Genomic DNA, 17,299 nt, shown 5'->3' with positions numbered 1-17,299 from the left:
CGCCGTCGACACTCCGCCAACGGCCACCTCAGCCCCAACGAATACGAACACCGACACCACACGGCTAAGCTCACGCTCGCCGCGTGATCAACGAAGCGTGTCCACCATCACGGGGGAAGGCCCAACGGCTCCACCGCAGGCAGGCGGTCTTGCGGCTGTCGTTTCAACGCTCTGACAGTAAGGAGCAATAGGGGGCGGGCCGATGACCGTGAGGGGGCGATCTCGTGCGTGCTGGGATCGAAGGGATCGACGAACTGTTGCGGGACCGCCTACTGATCATGGTCAATGACCAGTCGGCGATCGACGTGCTCCCGCACGTCCCAACACGCACGGGTGGGCTGGTGGTGACGGGCGCTGCTGCATCGGTCAGGTGCAGGGAGATTCGCAATGCCCTGCCGGAGAAGGTCGTGGTCATGGACCACGGCAGTCACACCCGACAGGTTGCCACCACTGACGCGCCCTTCGGCCTCGAGACCAGCTACGGCTGGCGCGACCTGGACCTCGTCGGGCTCAACGAGATTCTGGACGGCCAGCGCGACAATAAGTCGTCCTACGCCGTCACGCCCACGTGTTTCATCCCGGCCGACCAGGTGGGAGACGCGTCGGTACTCAAGTCAGTGATCCGTCAGGCCAACCAATTACGCCGTAGGGACACGGTGGTGCTACTGCCGTGCAGCTGGCGATGGTTACAGCGCTCGTCCCTGCCACACCTCGCCGAGCAGATCCAGACCTGCCGGCATCCCGTGGCACTGATCATGCAGGCGGACGGTGACCCGCTCGAACGCAACCAGGCCCCCGAAGGGCTGCGGCAGTTGTGTCGAACCTGCCGCCGTCTCGTTCTGTGGCGCACTGATCTCGCGGCCTTTGATGCAATGGCACACGGAGCGCTGGGTGCGGCGGTCGGGGCCTCGGCCGTGCTCCGGCATGGTGTGGCTCCGCGGCCAGACAACGGGGGTGGTGGCCACAAGCCGTTTCCAGTGGTCTTGGTCCGGCGCCTGCTCCGTTACCACCGCGTGGCCACGCTCGATGACTGGTTCGCCCACGTCGACCCGTGGACCTGCGACTGCACGGTATGCAAGGGGGCCGCTCTCACCCACTTCACGGACAGCGACGCCGACGTCCTTGCGGCCCTGCAGCACACGGTCCGCGAACTCTATTCAATGCATGAGGAGTTGGATGCGACCTTGCCCGGCGACGAGCGCATCGGGTGGTGGCGTCAGCAACTCTCGGATGCCTGGGAATACCACCGCCTACTGGCGTCCCAGACGGACACGGAGGTCCCGTTTCCGAAGGTGCTTCAGGCCTGGCGCCGCCCGAGTCCGCGCGCGTTGCCCGTGACCGGGGAGCATCGGGCTCAGGGCCAGTCCGGGCCGAGTTGACGCCAGGCCTGCTCGTGGAAGAGCCACTGGGCAGCGGAGTGCCGTCGGGGGCGGTAAGTGGCAGGCTCCAGGAGCCACCGCAGGCCCGCAGGCTCTTGGGTGGCGACACCGACCCCGTAGAAGCGGGCCTTCAGGAGGAGCAGGTCCATGTCGGAGTCGTCAGTCGCTCCGGGGTTGTGCCGCCCTGGTTCTGGCAAAGGGTGCGATACGACGACCCCGCGGGCGCAGAACGGCGCGAACTGCGACGCGTCCCGAACCGCGGAGTCCCATTCGCAGGGTGAAATGCCTCGCTGTCCGTGAACGAGGACCAGCTCGACACGGACAGCGGGTACGAGTCTCCGTACGGCGATGCGCTGCCCGTCTACCAGGTCCACGGCACCGGGCGGCGCGGTGTGCAGCATCCGCAGGGCATGGGCGTCGAGCGAGGTCAGCGGTACAGGGAGGTCCACTGGAAGGTCATGCAGTGCGGTGAGCAACACCCGGCTGTCGACAGCGCCGAGACCGACTGCGGAGCGGCGGCGGGCCTCGTCGGCAAACACTGTGACGGCGGCCTGCACGCGCTCTCCACGCAGCCTCAGTCCGACGAACGTCTGCTCGGCCAGCAGCATGGCTTGTGTCCTCGTCCTGGTGGCTCGGGGGCGGTCTGTGGCGCGGTGGGCACCGTTCGCCTCCGTTGTCTATCAGCCCCGCACGCTCCGAGCACGTCCTCAGACGGATTGTGGCCGAGGGTTCGCCATGTCCCTTACCATGCGCCCGCTATGCGGCCCTCCGTACCGGTTCCGGCGCCGACTGAGGGTCAACCTGCGGGGAGGCCGATGCAGGGGCTGGAGATTGCGCGACGGTGTCAAACGCAGTCACCCCGAACCGACGCGCGAAGGGCAGGGTAGCCATGGCCAGCGCGACGAAGATCGGCTGGGTGAACTCCCCTGCAGCTCCTGTCAAGCCGAGCACCACGGCAATCGCGACGAGGGCGCACATGAAGAGTAGTGGGACGAGCACGCGGGCCTTCGGGGAGGGCAACGCACTCGCCTCTGGGACGGTGTCCGGCACGGCGGCGAGTCGATCGGCGTCGGCCACGCGGAAGTCGACGACATCGGCTCGTGAACGGCTGCTGTACTTGAGGATGTTGCAAATGAGCAGCCACAATTCGCGCTCCTGCGTTCGCCGCTCCTCGCTTTCGGCGCTGCCATGAACGAGTGCGGTGCGGTGACGCAGGGCCCGTACGACGCGTGCGGTGTCCTGCGCCATGGTCAGACGGCTGCCGGGGACGGCTCCGGCGGACTCCCTGTGGGCGCGGCGCACCAAAGCCATACACAGCTGGTCGATCAACTGGCTCTGCCAGGCCGCAGTGGTCGACTTGGCCGGAGCCTTCTCAGCACGTGTGGTGAAGGATTCCAGCACGCCGACGGCGGCGAGGGTGACGGTGCCTGCCGAGTCGGCGTTGCGTACGGCCCTGATGTCGACGCAGGTCAGGAAGGCTGACACGAAGACGAAGGTCAGGTAGACGCCGACAGCCCAGAGCGACGAGCTACGCCAGGTCCAGGGGCTGACGACGAGGGCCAACGCGGCAGATGCAAGCATGCCGGGTGCGGCCAGGAATATCCGGCTGAGCTGTGCCCAGGTGGCGTGCGCGTGCACCTGGCTTACGAGCGGCTCGCACGCCAGCACCTCGAAATCCGGACAGTCGCGCAGGTTTTCCGAGAGCCCTTCCCTGACTGCGTCGAGTCGGCTTCTTGCCTTGCGCCGCCTGAATTGCTTCAGCAGAGGCACGCGACCGAGACGCTTACCCGGCATGCGTGTTCCGGTCACCCATGGGATGTAGTAGATGATCAGCGTGCATGGCGTGACGGTTAACCAGAGGTAGAAGGTGAACCATAAGTAGGTCTGTCTCATGCTCATGCGAGCAGGGTGCCAGGAGGCACTGACAAAGCGGCCAGTCCGCACATCGCGGAGAATCAGTCCGAGCCGAGGCTGTAGCGACTACGGCCGCACAACCCTCTGTGGTATTCGACGCACCGTTCGTCGATCACGTGCTCGGGACGGCGTATCAGAGGGTTGATCAGTTCCCGGTCTCCGCTCCGCCGCACGTTCCAGTCCTCGTCGATGAAGAGGAAGAGCCTGTCGAACTGGACATGGTGGTTGGGGCAGAGACACAACAAGTTGGACAGTTTGTCCGGTCCGTCGTGCGGGGTCCCGAGCCCTTGGATGTGCGCAGCCTCGCTGTAATGACCGAAACGCGTCTCCAGCCGCACTCCGCATACCTGGCAACCGTGTTGATAGAGCCGCTTGATCTCCTCTACGAGGCGGGGGTCCCGAACGGGGCGCGCCGAAGTCACATGCCGACGCATTCCGCGCTCAGTGGTCTCATCCTCGCCGTCCCGGCCCTCGACCTCTTCTCCCGCGTTCCCGCTGGCATGGGCGTATCCGGCCAGGCCGAGGCGCATGAGCAGAGCCCCCTGGTCGACATCCTGGAAGTAGGTGGTGCAGAGCAGGCCGATCGCTTGGGCACGGGTGAGTGGCTGCTTGAGCAGCTTCGCCACCTCTGGCCGCAGCCCTGCCGCAATTCCGGACTCGGCCGAGGGCACCGCCGCCGACGCCGAGCCGAGGCCCTCGTCTTCTACACCTTCTGTCTCCCACAATCCGCTGCTCCGCAGGTGGCGAAACGGGTACTCAGGTGCCGCCGCGGCACCAGAGCCGCCGAACTCGACCAGGAGAGGACCAACCTCGGCCCTGAAGTCGTTCCATGGCACAAGTCGGCTCTGCCCCGACACAAGACGGCTGATGGACCACAACAGCGTCAGTGATCCGTGATGCGTCCGCGCCTCCTCCGGCACGCTGGTATCCAAGGTCGCGAGGGCACTTAGGAATTCCTGGCGCCCCAGCTTGGCTGCCGCGCCCGCAGCAGCTCCTCCGCTTGCAGGCCGACCTATGGCGGTCATCTTCCCGCCCACGAGACTGTCCAGCAGCGCCAGCTGGCGCCGTCGCTCAGCAGCCCGCACCAGCGTCAGGTAGCGCACCTCCGTGTGCAGGGCAAGCGCGGTCAAGATCGGTTCTGCCGGGATCTCGAACTCGAAGATGTCCCCCAGAGCCATGATGTGTTCCCAGGTTCGCCCATCCTCGAGCTCCCCCCAGATCGCTCGGGCCAACTCGGGATTGCGGAGCAACCCGAGAACGCGGGCTTTGGCGATGAACTTCTTGCCGGCGTAGAACAACACCTCGTCGCCGACCTTCTGCCCTCGCAGGGCGGCACCTTTGGGATGGGTTTCCTTCTTGACAGGAGTCGCCCCCCAAAGCCGGGCAACTCCGTCGGGAAAGAGTTCCTTGAGCTGCTCCGCATCCTCGCCCAGGGCGTGCTCGAACTCCGCGAGCCGGATGCCCTCACGGATCGAGCGGTCGAAGTTCTGAGGCCCTCGAAGTTGGGGTCCACCCCTGGGCTGCAGCAACCACTGCACCGAGGCATCAGCTTCTCTGACGGAGTCGGTACCGCCCCGAATGTCCGTTACTGCGCCGATCTCAAAGGCCGGTCGGCCGCCATACCCATTCCCCATGGTGATCAGATTTTCATACTAATGACAGCTGCTCGTCAGCCCCTTGGCCAAGCAGTCACAACCGGCTCTGCTCAAGAGGCAGCCCGGCACTCCCATACCCGAGGGCTGATCAGCGACGTAAGGCGGCACCTTCCGTGCCCCAGCCGCTACGATCTGAGCGGGGAATTTTGCTGCTTGAACAGCGGCAATCGGCACAGAGCGACACGAAGCGGGGATGGCACATGCGGGACGGCCGGTGGACTGCGGTCACCGACTCCGAGTTCCAGCATGAGCACCGGGGCCTGGAGGCCATCCGCGAGAAGCTCCCGGACAACGATCCGTGGCGGGCCTGGTCGAACTTCACCTTCACCGCGCACACTGGCCACGTCAGGGAAGTGGACCTACTGGTGATCGCCCCGGGCGGCGTCCACCTGATCGAGCTGAAGGACTGGCACGGCTCCGTCGAGTCCCGCAACGGCACCTGGTTGCAGACCCAGCCCAGCGGCCGGCAGATCCCCCACGGCAACCCGCTGCACCTGGCCAACAAGAAGGCCAAGGAGCTGGCCGCCCTGCTGCAGCAGAACGGCGAGAAGGTGTGGGTCTCGGAAGCCGTCTGCTTCACCGACTCCTCACTGCGCAACCGGCTGCCCGCCCACGACCGCAACGGCGTCTTCACTGTCCACCAGCTCACCGAGCTGCTAAAGGATCCGCCGAAGGACGAGTACCGCCGGATCGACGCCGCGCGCTCGCGCCGGATCAAGGCGGCCCTGGAACGCATCGGGATCGCGCGCAGCGACGCCGAGTACAAGGTGGGCCCGTATCTGCTCAGCCGGAAGGCGTTCGACTCGGGCCCGACCTGGGCCGACTATCTGGCCCAGCACAGTGAGCTGCCGGAAGCCGCGCGCGTCCGTGTCTATCTGCGCGAGCGCGGCTCCGACGCCGAGCTGCGGGCATCTGTGGAGCGTGCCGCGCGCCGCGAGGCCGCGGTGCTGCGCCACTTCCGGCACCCCGGTGTCGTCCAGCTCAAGCAGTACGACCCGTCCGGGCACTCGGCGGGCCCCGCGTTGATCTTCGACTTCGATCCGCGGACCCTGCGGCTGGACGAGTACCTGATCCAGTACGGCGAGAAGCTGGACATCCTCAGCCGGATGGCATTGGTGCGCCAGCTGGCCGAGACGGTGCGCTCGGCGCACGGCCGACGGATCTTCCACCGCACCCTGGCGGCCCGAGCGGTCCATGTCATCCCGCGCGGTCGTACCCGCCGGGCCGACTCCGAGAGCGAGACCGGCGCCTGGTCCAGCCCACACCTGCAGATCTCCGACTGGCAGGTCGCCGTCCAGCGCAGCTCCGAGCACGGTGTGGCCGGCAGCGGCGAGCGGTTCGCCCCCACGACCTTCTCGCGTGCGGGCGCGCATCTCGCCGAGGGCGCGGACCCGTATCTGGCCCCGGAGTTGACCGCACTCAGGCCCGACCCGGTCGCCCTGGACGTGTACGGACTCGGAGTACTGACCTACCTACTGGCCACCGGCAGGCCACCGGCTGCCAGCCAGGCCGAACTGGTGGCTCGCTACGAGGCTGGCGAGGGTCTGCGCCCCAGCTCAATGGTGGACGGCCTCTCCCCATACATCGACGAGCTGGTCCAGGCAGCCACCGCCTACGACGTCTCTGCCCGGCTGTCATCGGTCGACGACTTCCTGGAGATGCTGGAGGTCGTCGAGGCGGACCTGACCGACCCTCCGACGGCTGAGGCCCCGCGCCCGGCCGAACCCGAGAAGGACCCCCTGGACGCGGTCGCCGGCGACGTGCTGGCGGGCCGCTGGGAGGTCAGGCGCCGCCTCGGTACGGGTTCGACGAGCCGCGCGTTCCTGGTGCGGGACCTGACCGCCGGCCCGGATGTGCGCTTCTCCAAAACCCTGGCCGTGCTGAAGGTCGCGACGTCGGACAGCCGCGGCGTGGTGCTGCGTCGCGAGGCAGAGATCTTGGGACGGCTGCGCCCTGACTCCCGCGTGATCCGGCTGGTCGAGCCGGAGCCGCAGGAGATCGGACCCCGCACGGTCCTGGTCATGGAGTACGTCGGAGACGAGCGCGAGGAAAGCGGCGAGCCTTCCGCACCGGGTGCGAAGCGCCGACGCCGGGAGGAGACGGTCGCCCGGCAGCTGCGCGAGTTCGGCCGCCTGTCCGTGGACCAGCTCGAGGCGTACGGCGACTACCTGTTCGGCGCCGTGGACTTCCTCGAGGGCGAGGGCGTGTGGCACCGCGACATCAAGCCGGACAACATCGCGATCCGTATCCGCCCGAACCGCACCCGCGAACTGGTGCTGATCGACTTCTCGCTCGCTGGCTACCCGGTGAACGAGACCGCGGCGGGCACGGACGGCTACCTGGACCCGTTCATCGGCACGCTCACCGACCGCTCGGTCTACGACGCCCACGCCGAGCGGTATGCCCTGGCCGTCACCCTGCACGAGATGGCGTCCCGAGAGCTCCCCGTGTGGGGCGACGGCAAGGTCTCGCCGCGCCAGACCGCCCCGGAGAAGGAGCCGTACCCGAGGATCGCCGCCGACGCCTTTGACCCGGCCGTACGGGACAGCCTGGTCGCGTTGTTCCAGAAGGCCCTGCACCGGGACGCCTCCCAGCGTTTCCCGGACCTCAAGCCGATGCGGGACGCCTGGAAAAAGATCTTCCTCGCCATGGACGAGGCGAAGCCCTCGTCCCGCCGCCCGTCACGGCACACGGCGCCACGCGTGCAGGGCGAGGTGGCACAGCCCGCCCCGGACGCCGCCATTCCGGAGGCCGAGGAGGAGAGCGCCGAGCAGCAGCGCGAGCGGCTGGCGGACCGCGTCGACCGAGACACTCTGATTTCGTCGTCCGGTCTGAGCCCGGCCGCGGAGTCGTTCGTGTACGGCCTTGGCGTCAACACGGTCGGTGAGTTGCTCGACTACAGCCAGCGCCAGCTGGTCAACGCCCCCGGTCTCGGCGCCAAGACCCGCAAGGAAGTTCTGGGCCGCATCAAGCAGTGGCGGCTCAAGTTCGCGGAGAAGCCAGCCGCGCCGCTCACTCCCGAGGGCCGCAAGGCCGCAAAGGAGGAGTTGTCGGCCGCCGAGGCCGCAGCGGCCGGCGCGGTGGTGGCCAACGGCGGCGCCGGTGCGCATTCGCTGCCGGAGCGCGCGCTGCGCAGCGTCAGCCTCGACACGCTCGCCACGGTGTTCGTACCGCCGCTGCGCAAGGACGGTTCGAACCACAACGAGTGCGAGATGGTACGGCTGCTGCTGCGCCTGCCCAACGAGCAGGGCGTACTGCCGTCGGAAGTCGGGGTCTGGCCGACGCAGACGGATGTCGCGCACGCCCTCGGACTGTCGCGGGGCCGCATCCCTCAGATGCTGAAGAACCAGCGAACCCGCTGGAAGAAGCACCCGGCGGTACGAGCACTGCGCTCCGAGGTCCTGGACCTCCTGCACGACCTGGGCCGGGTCGCTTCGGCCGCGGAGATCGCGGACGCACTGACCGTGCGACGCGGCACCCAGCTCCAAGAGCGCGAGCAGCGCCGGGCACTGGCCCTGGCCGCCGTACGGGCCGTGGTGGAGGTCGAGCAACTCATCCCGGACGAGGCCGAGTTCGGGCACGCCCCGAACCGTGACGCGGCCGACGAGAGCATGGGCGCGGGGCTGCTGGCGCTGGAGGTGGGCGCGGACGACGCGCCGGACACGCCGTCCGCGCCGGGGCTGCTCCACTACGCACAGCGGCTCGGCCGTATCGCGGACACGCTGGCCGGGCTCGACACCCTGCCGACGGCGGCGACGGTGGTGGCCGAGCTGGGCGCCGTACCGCCGCCGAGTACAGCGGTGCAGTGGGACGACCGGCGCATGGTGGAGGTAGCGGTGGCCGCCTCCCGCCACGCCGCCGCGACGCCGCGCCTGGAGATCTATCCGCGCAAGTTGCCGCTGGTGCGGGCGCTGCGCCTCACCCAGGCCGGCCTGGTACCGCTCATCCCAGGGATGGCGGAGGCGGAGCAGCCGGGCCTGACTGGGGAAGACGTCCACGAGCGAGTACGGGCTCGCTTCCCGGAGCTGCTGAACGAGCGAGGCGGCCACGCCCTGCCCACGGGCGGCCCGCTGACGAAGGCCCTGCGGGCCGCCGGCTTCGACCTGGTGCTGTCGACGCGCAAGACCACGGGGACGCTGCGTTACCTGCCGAGCAACGCGGACGGCGTGTCCGCCTATCTGTCGTCCGACGCGCGGCGGCAGCCGACAGGCACCGTCTCCGCGCACCGCTACTCCGACGACCCGGATCTCGCGGCGGCGGGCACGGCGGAAGACCGGCTGAAGGCTTCGGCGCGGCGGGACGGTTTCCGGGTACTGACGGTGCCGACGGAGTGGGCACGGGATGCGATAGACGAGCTTGGACGTGACGACTTCGCGGGCGGGGCCGTCGTGGTGTCGGTGGCCGAGCTGTTCGTGCAGGCGCTGCACGAGTTGGTCGACCCTCGGCCCAAGCCGACGTGGGAGACGATCCTGCGCGCGGATGTGGCGAAGTCCGGGTCGCCGGGTGCGATGAAATTCGCTGAGTATGCGGGGACGGCGTGGGGGCTGGTGGAGCCTCGGATCGGTGAGCTGCTGGCGCCGGGGGGCATGGGTTCCGGGGGCGGGGCCGAGGTCGGTGTGGCGGCTCCGTTGCTGCTGACGGACGGCGGGGTCTTGGCTCGGTACGACGCGATGGGCGTGCTGGAGCGACTGGCCGAGCGGTCTCGGCGTGGTGGCCGCGCGCTGTGGCTGTTGTGCCCGCAGAGCGACCCGGCCCGGCCGCCGCGGTTGGGGACTGTGTCGGTGCCGTACCAGTCGGGGCTCGGTGAGTGGATCGTGCTGAACGAGTTCTGGGTGCAGAACGCGCACCGCGCGAAACCGGAGAGTGTCGTGGCCAGCGGCACACGGGGATGATGCGCTGAGCGTGTGCGCCGCACGCGGGGCGCTCGCGTGTGGGTGGGGATGACGACAGGAGATGTGACCAGGTGATCGACCGCAAGTCCAAGGCACTGCTGACGGACCTGATCAAGCAGGTGAAGGCGGTCGAGGTCGACCTCGGCCAGCAGGTACGGGACGGCGAGACCGTCCTGAAGCCGCTGCGCACGGAGTACGGCAAGCTGCAGAAGGCCGATCCCAAGGGGAGCCCCAAGTGGGAGGCCTGGCTGGAGGAGCGGCTGGCCGAGCTGCCGGAGGAGCGTGCCGAGCGGGTGCGGGCGGCGGAATCGGTTGCTGGGCGGCTGCGGGCCGAGTACGACCTGGCGTTCAAGCTCGGGCGTACGGGCGCGACTTGGAGCGCGTGGCTGGACGAGCGGGTCACTCAGGTCGCGGTGGCTTGGGTGCTGGGCACGGTGTTTGTGCGGTTCTGCGAGGACAACCTGCTGATCCCGGAGCCGTACCTCACGGGGCCGGATGCCGAGCGTCGGGATTTGGCGGAGGCCCGGTACGCGCAGTACGTGGAGGAGGACCCTGACCCGACGTACCGAGGGTGGCTGGAGCGGGCGTTCGCGGAGTTGGGCTCGGGGCAGGCCGGCAAGTTGCTGTTCGACGAGCGGCGGAATCCGCTGTATCAGATTCCGGTCTCACACGATGGGGCTCGGGCGCTGGTGGAGTTCTGGCGGGAGCGGCGGGAGGACGATGAGCTGATCCACGACTTTACCGACCCTCTGAACGAGGACGGGACGAAGGGGTGGGGCACGCGGTTCCTGGGTGACCTGTACCAGGATCTGTCGGAGGCAGCTCGGAAGACTTACGCGCTGCTTCAGACGCCGGAGTTCGTGGAGGAGTTCATTCTCGACCGGACGATGGATCCGGTGGTGCGGGAGTTGGGCGGGCGCTTCGGCGAGTTGAAGATGATCGACCCTACGTGTGGGTCGGGGCACTTTGTGCTGGGCGCGTTTCGGCGAATGGAGCGGCTTTGGGCGGACCGGGAGCCTGGGCGGGATGTACATGAGCGGGTGCGGGACGCCCTGAACTCCGTTCACGGGGTGGACATCAACCCGTTTGCGGTGGCCATCGCGCGCTTCCGGTTGCTGGTGGCGGCGATGGCGGTGTCGGGGGTGCGGACGCTGAAGGAGGCTGGACGGTACGACTGGCCAATCCATCTGGCGGTGGGTGACTCCCTCATCAAGGCTCGACAGCTGGAATTGACTCTGGGGGATGAGGAGTTCGGAGACCCGCTGGCAGATTTCACGTATGCCACCGAGGACGTCGACGAGTATCCGGGGATTCTTGAGCAGGGTCGATATGACGTAGTGGTAGGGAATCCGCCTTACATTACAGTCAAGGACAAGAAGCTCAACGCTTTGTATCGAGAGCTGTACGCGTCCTGCTCAGGCAAATACGCCCTCTCCGTCCCATTTGCCGAGCGCTTCTTCCAGCTTGCAAAGGTGGGAGAGCCTGCGGGGCACGGATACGGCATGGTGGGCCAGATCACCGCGAACTCCTTTATGAAGCGGGAGTTCGGGGCGAAGCTGATCGAGGAGTACTTCGGACATAAGGTCGAACTGACAGAGGTAATTGACACCTCCGGGGCCTACATCCCTGGACACGGAACACCTACGGTAATCCTGGTCGGTCGACGGCGGTCCAGCGGACGATCGACAACTGTCCGCACCGTACGAAGTATCCAAGGTGAGCCAAAAGCCCCGGAGACCGGAGAGGCCGGGCTTGTCTGGAATGCAATCGTCAATCAAATCGACGACTCATCTTTGCCGAGCCAATGGGTATCAGTTGACGATCTCGATAGAGATCGATACTTCGAAAAGCATCCCTGGATGCTTGCAAACGGCGGGCTCGAGTTCGTCGAGCAGATTAAATCGTCGAGCCCCTCACGGCTTTCAGGCTCGACCAGTCGCCTGGGCGTATTCGGTATGACTAATGCCGATGACATCATGCTCACGACCTGGCCTGAATGGTCTCGAAGGGGGTGCGAGTCAGACTTCGCTAAGGACCTTGCACTGGGTGACGAGCTGCGCGATTGGAACCGGACGGGCGACACGCTCAGCTTTTACCCATACACTTCCGACCTTGAACTTCGAGATCTTCCAACGGACTCTGGGGCCCATAAGTGGCTTTGGCCGGGGCGAACCACGATGGGAAATCGAGCGACTTTCTCTAAAGGTACTTACTTTTCAGATGGTCGTAGTTGGTACGAGTGGCATCAGGTGACACCGAGCCATGGCGCCCATGAGTGGACGATTACTTTCGCTTTCGTTGCAACACATAACCACTTCTCCCTGGATCGAAGCGGAATGCTTTTCAAGCAATCCGCTCCCATTATCAAGCTTCGCGCATCAGCAAGCGAAGAAGAGTACCTGCAGTTGCTAGGAATCCTCAATTCATCTCTAGTTTGCTGCTGGATGAAGCAGATGAACTATGGTGGCGGCGGCGATCCAATTGGGGGCGATGGTGCACGCGTCAGCGCTGAGCCTTGGTCTGAGCGATATCAATTTAATTCCGGCACTCTCCAAGATCTCACTCTCCCCTCTACCTTCCCAACCACCCTCGCCACTGCCATGGACACCCTTGCCCAGAAACTGGCAGCCGTTTCCCCCACCGCCCTGACCGCCCCCGACGTACCCGCCCCCACAGCGGCTTCCCTTCATGAAGCCCGCGCCAATTGGCACTCCACGCGTGCCCAGATGATCGCCCTCCAGGAGGAACTGGACTGGCAGGTCTACTCGCTCTACAACCTGCACTCCGACGATCTCCGTGCCCCCGAGCCCGAAGTTCCCGAACTCGCCCTCGGAGAGCGAGCCTTCGAGATCTTGCTGGCCCGGCGGGTCGAAAAGGGTGAAGCGTCCGACGAGTGGTTCAAGCGGCACGGGTCCACTCCTATCACCACGTTCCCCGATCACTGGTCGGACGTGTACAGCGCCACCGTCCAGAAGCGCATTGACGCCATTCTGTCGTCCCGCGCCATCGGCATGGTCGAGCGCCCCGAGTACAAGCGCCGCTGGGCGACAGAAGGTTGGGACGTACTCCAGGAGAAGGCCCTGCGCTCCTGGCTACTCGACCGCATCGAGGCCCGCGAACTCTGGTTCCAGGACGGCCAGCCAACGATCCTCACCCGCGCCCAGCTCACCTCCGCACTCACCCTCGACGAGGACTTCGTCTCCGTCGCCGAGTTGTACGCACCCCGCAAGGAGCTGGCGACCGTGGTCGCGGATCTGCTCGCCAACGAGCATGTCCCATTCCTCGCCGCCCTGCGTTACAAGCCCACCGGCATGAGGAAGCGAGCCGACTGGGAGCACGTCTGGGATCTCCAGCGTCAGGAAGATGCCGCCCCGGACGAACCCTCCAAGCGGAGGATCCGGGACTCGATCCCCGTACCGCCGAAGTACACGTCGGCCGACTTCCTCAAGCCGTCTTACTGGCGCGCCCGCGGGAAGCTGGACGTGCCGAAGGAGCGGTTCATCTCCTACGCCACCGGCGCGATCACCGGTACTCCGGACCTGTTCGGCTGGGCAGGCTGGGACCACCGTGAGCAGGCCCAGGCCCTCAGCACGTACTTCACGAACCACGACGAGCTGTCCGACGAGCAGATGACCCCGCTGCTCGCCGGCCTCCTCGAGCTTCAGCCCTGGCTCACCCAATGGCACGACGAGTTCGACCCGCTGTACGGCGGCTCCCCCGCAGCTTTCTTCGCTGGCTACCGGGCGACCAAGCAGGGCGAACACGGCCTGACCGACGACGACTTGCGCGCTTGGCGCCCCGGGAAGCCAACCAAGAGCTGATCACCCCGGCGTGCCCTCCCCGCCCTCACGCGCGGAGGGCACGCCCTCGTCTCGTACGGTCAACGGCTCGGCCGCGTGTACCCGTAGCGCCGGGCCCTCGTCCAGTCCAAGCACAACGGCGAGTCCACCAGCCGCGTACGGCTCAGTCCGCACCGTACGAATAGCGCGCCACTCGCCCCACACTCGCACTCGCTGGCCTGTCCGCACCATGACCGCCGCGACCTCCCGCCCATCTGGCTCAGCCACGATGTCCGGCGCTTTCAGCTCCGCCCAAACGGTCTTCCCGATCCCTCCCTCGCGCTCATCAACTCCCCAGCGGTGAGCCACCGCTCTCACGAGCAATAGCCCCCGCCCGCCGGTCTCGTCGTCTTCGGGCGCCCGCACTTCGGGCCTGCCAGAGCCCGCGTCGCTGACCTCCAGCCTCAGAAGCCCATCCTCAAGCGATCGCGCGATCCGTACGCCCACCTGTCGATCGCTCGGCACGCGTACTCGCAGCGCGTTGGTCACCAGCTCCGAGAGCACCAATTCCGCCGACTCCAGGACGTCTTGGCCCACGCCCCAGCCGCCGAGCACGGCATGTAACGCCGCCCGGGACCTCGGCACACTTCGTCGGCAACGGGACAGCCGGAACGTGACTTCGTTCGAGCTCAGACTCTCTGTCATGCCGCTCCCCGAGGGTCGATAGCTGATGGTCAAGTCCCCGCGAACCGAGGGAGGTTCCGACTCCCGCCAGGACGAGGGTGCCGCGAAACAGCAAGATGGCGCAACGTTGAAGGGAGAGACAGACCTCAATTCACCCTTTCGAGTAACCTGCGGGCAGCTCGGCAACAGCCCTGGTAGGGAGTTACGTATGCCAAATGTCAAACCATCCACCGTGCTTGGGCGCCAACTGGGCGATGAGCTGAGGCGCTTGCGTGAAGCCGCAGGCCTGACCACCACGCAAGCAGCTGATGCGCTCGACTGCACCAAGGGGAAGATCAGCCGCATCGAGAACGGCCATGTTCCCGTGCGCACCCCGGACCTGATCGCCCTGATGCAGACGTATGGAGTGGAGGACCTGGAGACACGCGAACGCCTCGGCTCCCTCGCTCGCAGAGCCAACCGGCGCCGCCGCGAAGGCTGGTGGCATCAGTACGGTGCCGTCCTCGCTGATACGTACCGGGACTACATCGAGATGGAGAACATCTGCGATGGCATCAAGACGTTCCAGGCTCAGCTGATCCCAGGACTCCTACAAACACCCGCATACGGACGAGCAATCACCGTTGCCTCTCGCGCATGGAAGACAGCGGAGGAGATCGACCAATTCGTGCAAGTGCGGATCGCCCGGCAGGAACGGCTCGCCGGCGAGGCACCGTTGGAGCTCTGGGCCGTACTCGCCGAAGGTGTTCTCCGCCAGCAGGTTGGAAGTCCCGCCGTGATGCGCGAGCAGCTTGAACACCTGGCGACCATGGCTGAACGGCCCAACATCACCGTCCAGGTACTGCCGTTCTCGCGCGGTGCACACTCAGGTATGTTCGGCCCATACCTACTGCTGAGCTTCCCGCGGGTGTCAGCACTGGACCTCGTCCTGACAGAGACCCCGATCGGCAACATCTGGATGGAGCAGGAGTCCGAGGTGGCCCACTACCGCGAACTCTTCGACGACGCTCGCACGTCGGCGCTGCCACCAACGGAATCACTCAGGCTGATCCGCCGTATCGCCAAGGAGCACACACAATGAGCTGGGACCACCTCTCATCGCCCGTCCTCGCGGAAGCGATATGGCGCGTCAGCAGCTACAGCGGCGGGCAAGGCGAGTGCGTTGAAGTCGCCAGCAACATCCCCACCCTCATCCCGGTCCGCGACAGCAAGCGCCCCACCGGCCCAGCGATCGCCTTCACCTCCCATGCCTGGCACACATTCATCGCCCACCTGAGCTGAACCCGCCCCCTCAAGCCAGCCCGCCCTTCACCACTCCACCGTCACGCAAAGCTATCAAGACGTTACTCTCATTCTCCATACTATGGTTCACTTGAGTATGTTCGATACGAGCAAGCTCGGAAGGTGACCCATGCCAGGCTTCGTAGGCCGCACATCCGAGCTGGCCACCCTGAACCGCCACCTCGCCTGGGTGCGCGACGGCCGAGGCGACCAGCGAGGCCGGGCCCTGCTCCTCCGCGGCCGACGTCGAGTGGGGAAGTCACGGCTCGTCGACCTCTTCTGTCAGCGCGCCCAGGTGCCCTACATCGTCCACCAGGCCACCCGAGGCGAGGACGCCCAGCGCGAACGGGCCCGCTTCCTCGCCGAGGTCCGGCACTCCTCGCTGCCCGACACCGCCCTCCTCGCCGGCGTCACGACCGTCGCCGAATGGGACACCGCCCTGCGCCAGCTCGCAGCCGTACTCCCGGACGACGCTCCCAGCATCGTCGTACTCGACGAACTGCCCTGGATGCTCGAAGGCGACCCGGTCCTGGAGGGAACCCTGCAGACCGTCTGGGACCGGGTGCTGAGCCGCAAACCCGTGCTGCTCATCCTCATCGGCAGCGATCTCGCGATGATGGAGCAGCTCTCCGCCTACGGCCGCCCCTTCCATCAGCGAGGGGTCGAGATGGTGCTCGCTCCTCTCTCACCCTCCGAGGTCATGGCGATGACCGGGCTCCCAGCCGCGGACGCCTTCGACGCCCATCTGATCACCGGCGGCCTGCCTCTCATCTGCCAGGAGTGGCAGGAAGGCGAGAGCCGCACCGACTTCCTCTCCCGCGCCCTCGACGACCCCACCTCCCCCCTCCTCGTCTCCGCCGAGCGAGCACTGGCCGCCGAGTTCCCGACCGCCCTCCAAGCCAGGCACGTCCTCTCCGTGATCGGCAGTGGTGAGCGGACCTTCGGGACCATCGCTGCGAAGGCCGGAGCAGCTGATCGACCGCTCCCGCCCGGTTCACTCAACCCCGCCCTGCGCACTCTCGCGGACAAACGGCTCGTCGCCGTCGACACCCCGCTCTCCACCCGCCCCGGAGACCGCGACCGCCGCTACCGCGTCGCCGATCCCTACCTCCGTTTCTGGCTGGCCTTCCTCGAGCAGGGGATACAGGAGATCGAGCGCGGGCGCAGCCGGATCGTGGTCGAGGCGGTCGAACGTGGATGGACCTCATGGCGCGGGCGAGCCATCGAACCCGTCGTGCGAGAGTCGCTGGCCCGGCTGCTCCCCGACGACACCTGGCCACAGGTACGGGAAGTGGGCGGCTGGTGGCCTCGTACGAACAATCCCGAGGTCGATCTTGTGGGGACAGACCGAGCACCCGCCCGCGAGATCGGCTTCGTCGGCTCGATCAAGTGGCACGAACGCAGCCCCTTCGACCACCGCGCCCTGGCCTCGCTGGCCCGGGACGCCCTCGCCGTGCCCGGTGCCGACGAGGACACTCCCCTGGTCGCGGTGTCCCGCTCCGGGTTCACGGTGGAAGGGCCTACGGCGACGTATGGGCCCGAGCAGCTGATGGAGGCCTGGGGGGCCGCAACGTGAGGTCTCTCCCCCATGTCATACGCGCCCGATACGATCGAAAGCCGTCCCCACTCGTGTGAACGGTGGCGGACGGTGCCTCCGAGGCGGCATGTGGTGCTGTGCGTCACTCGCCGTCCCGGATGACGGGGGAACGCGCCGC

The 17,299-nt window shown here is 66.8% G+C and carries 10 protein-coding genes; 6 read left to right on the top strand and 4 right to left on the bottom strand.

Translation table 11 applies throughout. The annotated features are described in order from the left end of the window. Window positions 1-224 precede the first annotated feature (224 nt). Complete coding sequence (locus ABKA17_RS26780; RefSeq protein ID WP_353694783.1) at window positions 225-1,379, top strand: hypothetical protein; 1,155 nt, start codon at window positions 225-227, stop codon at window positions 1,377-1,379. Here ABKA17_RS26780 and ABKA17_RS26775 read toward each other — a convergent pair. From ABKA17_RS26775 to ABKA17_RS26765, 3 genes are all read right to left on the bottom strand, one after another. After that, entirely contained in the window at window positions 1,355-1,987 is a 633-nt protein-coding gene (locus ABKA17_RS26775) for a hypothetical protein (protein WP_353694782.1), read from the bottom strand. The genes ABKA17_RS26780 and ABKA17_RS26775 overlap by 25 nt on opposite strands. Before the next feature lie 148 nt (window positions 1,988-2,135). Then, window positions 2,136-3,278, bottom strand: coding sequence for a hypothetical protein (locus ABKA17_RS26770; RefSeq protein WP_353694781.1), 1,143 nt, complete (start codon window positions 3,276-3,278; stop codon window positions 2,136-2,138). A gap of 56 nt (window positions 3,279-3,334) precedes the next feature. Continuing rightward, a complete protein-coding gene (locus ABKA17_RS26765; protein WP_353694780.1) occupies window positions 3,335-4,927 on the bottom strand; it encodes an HNH endonuclease in 1,593 nt (530 codons plus the stop codon). Window positions 4,928-5,148: 221 nt separating this feature from the next. On the opposite strand from ABKA17_RS26765, the gene pglW reads away from it, so the two are divergent. Next, window positions 5,149-9,840, top strand: coding sequence for a BREX system serine/threonine kinase PglW (gene pglW, locus ABKA17_RS26760; protein WP_353694779.1), 4,692 nt, complete (start codon window positions 5,149-5,151; stop codon window positions 9,838-9,840). Window positions 9,841-9,911: 71 nt separating this feature from the next. After that, window positions 9,912-13,661, top strand: a complete 3,750-nt coding sequence (gene pglX, locus ABKA17_RS26755; protein ID WP_502994384.1) for a BREX-2 system adenine-specific DNA-methyltransferase PglX — start codon at window positions 9,912-9,914, stop codon at window positions 13,659-13,661. On the opposite strand, the gene ABKA17_RS26750 is transcribed toward pglX, so the two are convergent. After that, window positions 13,662-14,324 carry an ATP-binding protein gene (locus tag ABKA17_RS26750; protein ID WP_353694778.1) on the bottom strand — a complete coding sequence of 221 codons (663 nt, stop codon included), beginning with the start codon at window positions 14,322-14,324 and terminating at the stop codon, window positions 13,662-13,664. A gap of 187 nt (window positions 14,325-14,511) precedes the next feature. Here ABKA17_RS26750 and ABKA17_RS26745 point away from each other — a divergent pair, with 187 nt between their 5' ends. From ABKA17_RS26745 to ABKA17_RS26735, 3 genes are all read left to right on the top strand, one after another. After that, window positions 14,512-15,384 carry a helix-turn-helix domain-containing protein gene (locus tag ABKA17_RS26745; protein ID WP_353694777.1) on the top strand — a complete coding sequence of 291 codons (873 nt, stop codon included), beginning with the start codon at window positions 14,512-14,514 and terminating at the stop codon, window positions 15,382-15,384. Beyond that, window positions 15,381-15,584 carry a DUF397 domain-containing protein gene (locus ABKA17_RS26740; protein ID WP_353694776.1) on the top strand — a complete coding sequence of 68 codons (204 nt, stop codon included), beginning with the start codon at window positions 15,381-15,383 and terminating at the stop codon, window positions 15,582-15,584. Before ABKA17_RS26745 ends, ABKA17_RS26740 begins: the two co-directional genes overlap by 4 nt. A 130-nt stretch (window positions 15,585-15,714) precedes the next feature. Then, window positions 15,715-17,160 (top strand): ATP-binding protein, encoded by a 1,446-nt coding sequence (locus tag ABKA17_RS26735; RefSeq protein ID WP_353694775.1) that lies wholly within the window; start codon window positions 15,715-15,717, stop codon window positions 17,158-17,160. The last annotated feature ends 139 nt before the right edge of the window (window positions 17,161-17,299 follow it).

This window comes from Streptomyces sp. RG80 (assembly GCF_040446465.1).
Taxonomy (GTDB): domain Bacteria; phylum Actinomycetota; class Actinomycetes; order Streptomycetales; family Streptomycetaceae; genus Streptomyces.
Note: the sequence above shows the minus strand (reverse complement) of the source record. Positions and strands in the feature narration are given on the sequence as shown.

What these genes read in the sequence shown, in the direction of transcription:
- ABKA17_RS26745 (WP_353694777.1), top strand. Translation starts at nt 14,512, where the DNA reads ATGCCAAATGTCAAACCATCCACCGTGCTTGGGCGCCAACTGGGCGAT.
- ABKA17_RS26740 (WP_353694776.1), top strand. Translation starts at nt 15,381, where the DNA reads ATGAGCTGGGACCACCTCTCATCGCCCGTCCTCGCGGAAGCGATATGG.
- ABKA17_RS26750 (WP_353694778.1), bottom strand. Translation starts at nt 14,324, where the DNA reads ATGACAGAGAGTCTGAGCTCGAACGAAGTCACGTTCCGGCTGTCCCGT.
- pglW (WP_353694779.1), top strand. Translation starts at nt 5,149, where the DNA reads ATGCGGGACGGCCGGTGGACTGCGGTCACCGACTCCGAGTTCCAGCAT.
- ABKA17_RS26735 (WP_353694775.1), top strand. Translation starts at nt 15,715, where the DNA reads ATGCCAGGCTTCGTAGGCCGCACATCCGAGCTGGCCACCCTGAACCGC.
- ABKA17_RS26775 (WP_353694782.1), bottom strand. Translation starts at nt 1,987, where the DNA reads ATGCTGCTGGCCGAGCAGACGTTCGTCGGACTGAGGCTGCGTGGAGAG.
- ABKA17_RS26765 (WP_353694780.1), bottom strand. Translation starts at nt 4,927, where the DNA reads ATGGGGAATGGGTATGGCGGCCGACCGGCCTTTGAGATCGGCGCAGTA.
- ABKA17_RS26770 (WP_353694781.1), bottom strand. Translation starts at nt 3,278, where the DNA reads ATGAGCATGAGACAGACCTACTTATGGTTCACCTTCTACCTCTGGTTA.